Raw genomic sequence first — 8,145 nt, 5'->3', positions numbered from 1 at the left:
CACCCGCCCGTCAGCCGAGGTGCCGTCGTTGGAACGCTGCTGGTTGTTCGCCCGCTCGGCCGTGCCGGCCGACGGAGGCCCGGACACGCGGATGACCGAGCTGGTCGGAACCGTCCTCACCGGTCTGGTCGCCGCCGCCCGCCGGGCCGATCCGGGTATGGAGTGGTTCTTCGACCCGGAGGGCTCCCCCGCCGGGCCGCGCGTGAGCCTCGGCTTCCACGCCGCCCCGGCCGCGCTCGACGCGGTACGGGCGCGGCTGCTCGCGTACGACCCGGGGGTGTCCTTCGCCGCCGACCGGTGCGTGGTGCGTGACGCCGCCCGGGGCGGCCCGCTCGCGTGCGCGGGCAGCGACCTGGCCCTGACCCTGCTCGGCGGGGACGCCCCCTGGCTGGCCGGCGTCGAGCTGCCGCTGGCCGTGGCGCACCTGCGGTACCTGACCGGGCTGGTGCCGGCGGCCGACCGGCTGGCGTTCCTCTTCCTGCACTGGCAGGAGCGCAGTCAGCGGCTCACCGTCGCACAGCGGCGGGACCTCGCCGCGCAGGCGGACGCGGGCGCGGAGAAGATCGTCCTGGCGGCCGGCGACCTGCCGCTGGGCGGGGAGATCGCCGTGGCCTGGCAGCGCTACCTGGACCGGGTGGCCGAGGTGGTCGGCCGCGACCATCCGGCGACGCCGGCCGGCTTCCTGCTGGCGCACCACGCTCAGCTCACCCACGACCGGTGGGGCATCGGGCCGGACGTCGACTCGCTGGCCGCGCTGGCGCTGCGCCTGTCGATGGTCCGGGACCGCCCGGTCGTCGCCGCGCCGGTCCCCGTCCCGCAGAGGAGGCAGCAGCCACATGCACGCGTCCGCACCTGACCCGCACGCCCTCGCCGAGCCGGCCCGGATCGAGGTGGCGCTCGGGGAGCGCGCGTACCCGGTGCTGATCGGCCCCGGGGTGCGCCACCGGCTGGCGGCGGAGGTGGCACGGATCGGCGCGCGGCGGGTCGTGGTGGTCTCGGCCCGGCCACCGGAGTGGACGCCCGACCCGGGCGTGCCGCACCGGGTGGTGCCGGCCCGCGACGGCGAGCACGACAAGAACCTGGCCACGGTGGAGCAGCTCTGCCGGACGTTCGCCGAGTTCGGGCTGACCCGCGCCGACGCGGTCGTCTCCTGCGGCGGCGGCACCACCACGGACGTGGTCGGGCTGGCCGCCGGCCTCTACCACCGGGGCGTCGCGGTGATCCACCTGCCGACCTCGCTGCTCGCCCAGGTGGACGCGAGCGTCGGCGGCAAGACCGCGGTCAACCTGCCGGAGGGCAAGAACCTCGTCGGGGTGTACTGGCAGCCCCGCGCGGTGCTCTGCGACACCGAGCACCTGGGCACGCTGCCGGAGCGGGAGTGGCGCAACGGGTACGGGGAGATCGCCCGGGCGCACTTCATCGGCGCGGGCGAGCTGCGCGACCGGCCGGTGGCGGAGCAGATCGCCGCCTGCGTGGCGCTCAAGGCGCGGGTGGTGGCCGCCGACGAGCGGGACTCCGGCCTGCGGCACATCCTCAACTACGGCCACACGCTGGGGCACGCGTTGGAGCGGGCCACCGACTTCGGCCTGCGGCACGGCGAGGCGGTCGGCGTCGGCACGGTCTTCGCGGGCCGGCTGGCCGGCGCCCTCGGCCGCGTCCCGGCCGACCGGGTGGCCGAGCACCACGACGTGGTGGCGGGCTACGGCCTCGACACCGCGCTGCCCGGCGGCGTCGACCCCGACGAGTTGGTCGCGCTGATGCGGCGGGACAAGAAGGCCACCTCGGGCCTGTCCTTCGTCCTGGACGGCCCGGCCGGGCCCGAACTGGTCGCCGACGTCCCCGAGTCCGCCGTCCGGGCCGCCCTCGCCGGCATGTAGCGGCCGGCACCCCGGCCGCGGCCGGCGGCCCGGCTCAGGTGGGTCGTCGCCCGATCAGGCAGCGGAGGATCGGCTCGGCGCGGGTCCACAGCACCGCGCCACCGACCTCCGGCACGAGGTGCCGGACGGCACCGGGAATCCGGGCAGCCAGCGTCGCTCCGTTGTCGGGTGAGTGGCTGGTGTCCTGCTCGCCGTACCAGAGGTCGACCGGAACCGTGATCTGCGCGAGGTCGAAGGACCATCGCCGCATGGCCAGGACGGTGTCCCGGGCGTAGCCCGCCGGGCCCTGGGCGAACCCCTCGCGCAGGGCGCGGCGGTAGGCGGCCTCGAAGCCCGGGTCCCGGTACACCGCCAGATCGGACTCGGGACTCCCCCTCGTCACCATGTCCCACATCGCGTCCGCGTCGAAGCGCGCGAAGAACTGCTCCGCCGCGGCGGGATCGGCGACCGCCCCGTCCACGAGTCGGCGCAGCTGCGCCGGCAGCGCCTCGGCGAACTCCGGCGCGGCGACCTCGTCCGCGCCGGACACGACGGCCACCGCCGTGACGACACCCGCCACGGCGCAGGCGAGCGCGAACGGCGCGCCCTGCGAGTTGCCGACCACCGCCGGGGACGCCAGTCCCCGCAGCCCGACGAGCTGGCGGACGTCCTCGGCGAAGTCGGCGTACGTCCGGCCGGGCGCGGGGGTCGAGCTGCCGAGCCCCGGGCGGTCCACGGAGACGAGCCGCACCCCGAGCGCGTCGACGACGTCCGCGCCGAAGCCGAGCCACCGGCTCGTGGCCGCTCCCGGGCACAGCAGCACCGCAACGCCGTCCGGCGGCCCCCACTCGGCCCAGCCGAGCAACCGTCCGTCGGGCAGTCGGCTCTCCCCGAGCCGGACCGGGTCGCCGATGCGCACGCTCATGATCCTCATCATGGTCGCGGGGCCGGTCACCGCGCACCGCGTTTTCACCGGCCCGGGGCGGGTCGCCCGTCGCCGCGTCGTCCCCCGGGCCGTGCGGCCCGGGGGACGAGACGTCAACTGCCCAGCGCCCGCTGGATCTGTGCGACCAGCACGCCGCAGGCGTACCGGTCCGAGGCGCCGACCATGCCGACGATGGTCGCCGGCAGCGGGCCGTTGTCCGTCTCCGCCGGGTCGTGGTGCATGAACGCGACGAACTGCCCCCGGTCGATGAACGGCGCGAGGATCGGCTCGGCGTCGACGCCGGGGCGCAGCGAGAAGAACGTGGTCATGGCGCACGGGTGCTGCCCCAGCAGCGAGCTGCGGTGCAGCACCGACGTGGTGGCCCCGCTGACCCGGAAGTTCGGGTCGATGACCCGCAGTTCGCCGTCGCGACCGATCCCGGCGTCGAAGGAGCAGTACCCCCGGTAGCCGAGGGCACTGGCCTTTCGGACCCCTACGGTCAGCGCTTCGACCAGCTCCGCCGGCGGCTGGTCGTCGTCCAGCACACAACCGACCCACGTCGACGTGGGCTGCGGCAGGTGTACGGACGCACCGAAGTACTGCACCGCTCCGCTCTCGGTCACGCCGAACTGGATCCCCCAGATCGTCCGGAAGGGCACCTCCTCCTCGACGATCCACCGCTCGCTCACCTGCTCCAGCTGGTTGAACAGGGCCCGGTGACGCCGGTCCTGCAGCCGCCTGGTGAAGATCGCGATCCCGCTGTACACCTCGACGCCGGCCGGTTTGACCACCGCCGGCCGACGGTCCTGCTGCACGATCCGGCGCACCTCGGCGGGGGTGGCGACCTGCCGACGGGGCAGGTATTCGGGTGCGACCAGTGTCTCCAGCATCGTCTTGTCGTTGAGGCGGGCCAGCAGGTCCGGGGCGACCCGGGCGCGCGCCGCCCGCAGTCGCGGATCGTGCGGGGGGAACTGGAACTCCAGCGTCTCGCCCCGCTCGGCGGCGTCCCGGGCCAACTGCACCGCCTGCGCGCCGGAGCGGAACTCGCGCAGGTCGCTCGGCGTCTTGAGACCACACCGACTGAGCAGACGCAGCGACTTGTCGGCGCTGGATCCGGTGCTGCAGATGGCCGACGCCTGGTGCGGAAGGGTCAGGTGGAGTCCGGTGATCATGTCGAGCCCGTTGTACAGGGCGGCGCCCGCACCGGCGAGATAGCGGCTGTCGGCGGTCGTCACCGGGTCGGGTGGCCGGGCCAGGACCACCCCATCGTGAGCGAACACCTGCACCTGGATAGGTCCATCCATTGGATCTCCTGACATGCCGGCCCACTGGGGGCCTCGGGGTGGCACGAAGTCCGGGTGCGCGACGCCCACGAACAGCGGAGAACGTGGACGGACGCGTGCGCTTCCGGGTCTTGATGAGGCCGCTCGGCCACGAGAGTCGGGCGTACCGCGTGCACCCACCGGCCGGTCTCGGGCCAGACCGGCCAGGTAGCGGGCTGGCTTGTGGTCAGCGCCGCGATCGGCGAGGTGCACACCAACAGGCGGTGTCTGGTCTGCCAGCCACCGACTGGGTCATGATCGGGAAAGCATAGTCAGTCCTCATTGCCCGGGGATGGGCCGGTCAGCCGAACACCGGCGGCCCTTTTCGCGATCGAATTCGCCGATTCTCCAACTCGGCCCCTCGACTCGGACTGACCGAAAAGGTGCTTTCTAAAGGAGGTCGCGGGACCATTCACCGTCGAACCCGGACAATCGGGCACCGACCCTGTCGGAGGGCGCCAACCATCCACTATAGAAAACATATAGCGACATGTGCTTTCGGCGAGAGGTTACGGCAGGCGATCGGAATCCCGATCGGCCATTCCGGCCCCGATGCCACTTCGACCAGCACAAATTGCCCCGTCGGACGGCGGCGACAGCGGACCCGGCCCTGGTCCGGTCATTGCTTCGGGCATCTCCCCCGGCGGGCCCCGGTCGGGATCTCGGCCGTCGCGCTAGGGGTCGACGTGCGTATCTCTAGGGGTGTACGCCACTCAACGGCGCTTCGTAGGGTCGGGCCCCATCGGTTCGTCGTTCCCTTTTCACTGCACCGGATCGGGGACGAATGTGGGTGCGCGACGCCCCGGATGGACGGGAGGTGCCGGTGACCGGATCGGGCACCGACCTGCTCCTGGAGATCGACGGCGTGGTCGCGGCCCGGGATCCGGACGGTCACCCCGTCCTGGTCGCACCGCTGCTGGCATCCGGCCACACGAATCGGCCGTGGGGTCCGCAGCCCCCTGCCGCGTCGTCCGCGGCGCGTCCGGTGGCGTGGCGTCGAGGCGCCGGCGGGTCCGCAGCCCCACCGCGGCCCCCGGAACCGCCGTCCACCGCCACCCGCACGGCCCACGGATCGTGCGCGGCGCGACGGGTCCGCTTCGACGACGCGTCGGTCCGTCCTCCACGTGGGCGGGGGCGGCGTCGTGCCACGCCGCCGCAGCGCCTCGCGTCCCCCCATGCCGTCCGGCGTACGGCACCCCGGCTGACCGGCCGCCGCGGCCCCGCGCCCTCCGGTCGCCCCCTTTCGATCGGAGGTTGAGCTGATGTCTGTCGGGTTCGATGGTGCGCGGACCGTGGACGGTGCGGTCGACGCCGGGACTCTGGACCTGGTCGGGGACCTGCGTCGGCCGACGGTGTGGCCGGCGCGGGCGGCCTCGGTGCACCGGGTGCTGCCCTCCCGGCAGCCGGACGTCGGGCCGGCCGGCGACGTCGTGGTGGCGGGCCTCGTGGCGGTGCTGGCCCGGTGGACGGCCCAGGAGCAGGTGGTGCTGGGCCTGTCCTCGGGTGGTGGCGCGTCGGTGCTGCGGGTGGACGTGGCGGGCGATCCGGGTTTCGGGGAGCTGGTGGCGCGGGTGGGTTCGGCGCTGGCGGCGCCGGTGGCGGCGGAGGGCCGGGGCCCGGTGGGTCCGGTGCTGGTGGGCTTGGTGGCCGCTCCGGTGGCCGACGTGGGGCCGGACGCGGTGGACGTCGACCTGGTCGTCAGTGTGGCGTCGGACGGGTCGGCGGTGCGGGTGGACTACGCGGTGGAGGGATTCTCCGCGCAGTGGGTGCGGAGCCTGGTGGATCAGGTCGAGACGCTGGTCCGCGCCGGGTCGGCGGAGCCGGGGGCGGCGCTGTCGGGGCTGCCGTTGCTCAGGGACGCGGAGCGGGAGCGGTTGTTGGGGTGGGGCCGGGGTGCGCCGCGGGAGGTGTCGGGCGAGCCGATCCACGAGTTGGTGCTGGGGTGGGCGCGGCGGTCGCCGGAGGCGGTGGCGGGTGTCGCGGGCGGTGAGGTGTTGACGTACGGGGAGTTGGATCGCCGGTCGGCGGCGCTGGCGGCGTACCTGCGGTCGGTGGGTGTGGGCGCCGGTGACGTGGTGTCGCTGGCGTTGGAGCGCGGGTTGTGGTCCTTGGTCGCGACGCTGGGGGTGTTGCGGGCGGGTGCGGCGTACACGCCGATGGACGTGTCGTGGCCGGCGGAGCGGATGCGGGTGTTGTTGGCCGATCATGGCGCGCGGGTGGTGTTGACCGTCGGTGCGGTGGCGCCCCGGGTCCCCGGTGGGGACGGGGTGTCGGTGGTGGCGTTGGATGACGACTGGCCGGTGGTGCAGGCGTGCGAGCCGGTGGACCTGCCGGCGGTCGAGGCGTCCGCGCCGGCGTTCGTGATCTACACGTCGGGTTCGACGGGTACGCCGAAGGGCGTCGTGCTGACGCACGAGAAGCTGACGAACTTCCTGGCGTGGATGACCGACGAGTGCGCCATCGGCCCCGACAGCCGCATGCTGCACTCCGCGGCACCGGTCTTCGACGCCGCGTTCGGGGAGGTCTTCGCCACGCTCACCGGTGGCGGTCGCGTCGTCGTCTGCTCCCGCGACGACCTGCTCGACGCGCGCCGGCTCACCGACCTCATCAACACCCACGACGTCACGCACACGTTCGGACCGGCCACCAACGTCGCCCCGCTCGACCCGGCCGCCTGCCCCGGCCTGCGCTGCATCATCTTCGGCGGCGAGGCCGTCCCGCCGCAGCTGGCCCAGCGCTGGTTGACGGCGGGTACGCGGGTGGTGAACGCGTACGGGCCGGCGGAGATCGCCGTGGCGTGCACGTGGTTCGACGCGTCGGCGGGCTGGGGCGGCGCGTACGTGCCCATCGGATGGCCCATGCCGAACCGGCAGCTCCGCGTCGTCGACGCCAACCTCGGCCTCGTGCCCATGGGCGTGCCCGGGGAGATCCTCATCACCGGCTTCGGAGTCGCCGACGGCTACCTCAACCGCCCGGAACTGACCGCCGAACGGTTCGTCACCGACCCGTACGGCGGCGGGATCGCCTACCGCAGCGGCGACCTCGGACGGTGGAACGCCGCGGGGGCACTCGAGATCCTCGGCCGGATGGACCACCAGGTCAAGGTCAACGGCATCCGCATCGAACTCGGCGAGATCGAGACCGTCCTCGCCCAGCACCCCGACGTCGGCGCCGCCGTCGTCACCCGCCGCGAGGACCACGGCACCGCCCGCCTCGTCGCCTACGTCACCGGACGCAACGGCCGCACCCCCGCCACCGGCGACCTGCGCGCACACGCCGCCGCCGTACTCCCCTCCTACATGGTCCCCGCCGTCATCGTCACCCTCGACCGCTTCCCCGTCGGCGGCACCGGCAAGGTCGACCGGAACGCTCTGCCCGAACCCGGCTCGCAGCGCCCCGACCTCGGCGTCGAGTTCGTCGAGCCGGCGACGAACGAGGAACGCCTGGTGGCCGGGGTGTTCGCGACCGTCCTCGGCATCGACCGGGTCGGCACGCGGGACAGCTTCTTCGACCTGGGCGGCACGTCGCTGCAGTCGGCGACGGTGGCCACGCGCATCGACGAGGCCGCGGACGTCGTCGTGCCCGTCTCGCAGATCCACCGCACCCCCACGCCGCAGGGGCTGGCCCACTGGCTGACCACGGCGCCCCGCCGTCCGGAGACCGGCTCGACCGCCGGGCAGGCCCGTCAGCGCCCCGGCCCGGTGCCGCTCGCGCAGCAGGTGGCGAAGTGCCTGATGTCGCCGCTGGAGGTCGTCGTCCCGGTGACCTGGTGGATCGAGGGTGAGCTGGACCTGCGCGCGCTGATGGCGGCGCTGGGCGACGTGCACCGCCGACACGAGGCCCTGCATGCCCGCTACCGCCGCGTCGAACCGCCGGTCGCACTCGTCCCACCCAACCCGGGCATGCCGCAGCTGCGACTGCTCACCGACGCCACCAGCGAACAGGAGGCCCTCGACCAGCTCGCCGAGGCCGTACAACAGCCCCTCGACTACACCCAGGGCCGCAACTGGCGCGCCGCCCTGATCCGCGAGAAGTCCACCAA

Annotated in this window: 5 protein-coding genes; 3 read left to right on the top strand and 2 right to left on the bottom strand. The window is 73.9% G+C overall.

Annotation, left to right across the window (positions count from 1 at the left end; genetic code table 11):
• The first annotated feature begins 91 nt into the window (after nucleotides 1-91).
• Nucleotides 92-856 (top strand): hypothetical protein, encoded by a 765-nt coding sequence (locus tag AB0G08_RS27140; protein ID WP_358092830.1) that lies wholly within the window; start codon nucleotides 92-94, stop codon nucleotides 854-856.
• On the top strand, nucleotides 837-1,877 hold the full coding sequence (locus AB0G08_RS27135) for a 3-dehydroquinate synthase family protein (RefSeq protein ID WP_358092827.1): 1,041 nt from the start codon (nucleotides 837-839) through the stop codon (nucleotides 1,875-1,877). Before AB0G08_RS27140 ends, AB0G08_RS27135 begins: the two co-directional genes overlap by 20 nt.
• Before the next feature lie 34 nt (nucleotides 1,878-1,911).
• On the opposite strand, the gene AB0G08_RS27130 is transcribed toward AB0G08_RS27135, so the two are convergent.
• Both AB0G08_RS27130 and AB0G08_RS27125 read right to left on the bottom strand, forming a co-directional pair.
• On the bottom strand, nucleotides 1,912-2,775 hold the full coding sequence (locus AB0G08_RS27130; RefSeq protein ID WP_358092847.1) for an alpha/beta hydrolase: 864 nt from the start codon (nucleotides 2,773-2,775) through the stop codon (nucleotides 1,912-1,914).
• A gap of 119 nt (nucleotides 2,776-2,894) precedes the next feature.
• Entirely contained in the window at nucleotides 2,895-4,061 is a 1,167-nt protein-coding gene (locus tag AB0G08_RS27125) for an ATP-grasp domain-containing protein (RefSeq protein ID WP_358092824.1), read from the bottom strand.
• A gap of 1,304 nt (nucleotides 4,062-5,365) precedes the next feature.
• On the opposite strand from AB0G08_RS27125, the gene AB0G08_RS27120 reads away from it, so the two are divergent.
• The coding region (locus tag AB0G08_RS27120; RefSeq protein ID WP_358092821.1) for an amino acid adenylation domain-containing protein at nucleotides 5,366-8,145 on the top strand (2,780 nt) is incomplete at its 3' end.

Origin of the sequence: Micromonospora sp. NPDC023644, assembly GCF_040640115.1 — a bacterium.
Classification (GTDB): Bacteria; Actinomycetota; Actinomycetes; order Mycobacteriales; family Micromonosporaceae; genus Micromonospora.
Note: the sequence above shows the minus strand (reverse complement) of the source record. Positions and strands in the feature narration are given on the sequence as shown.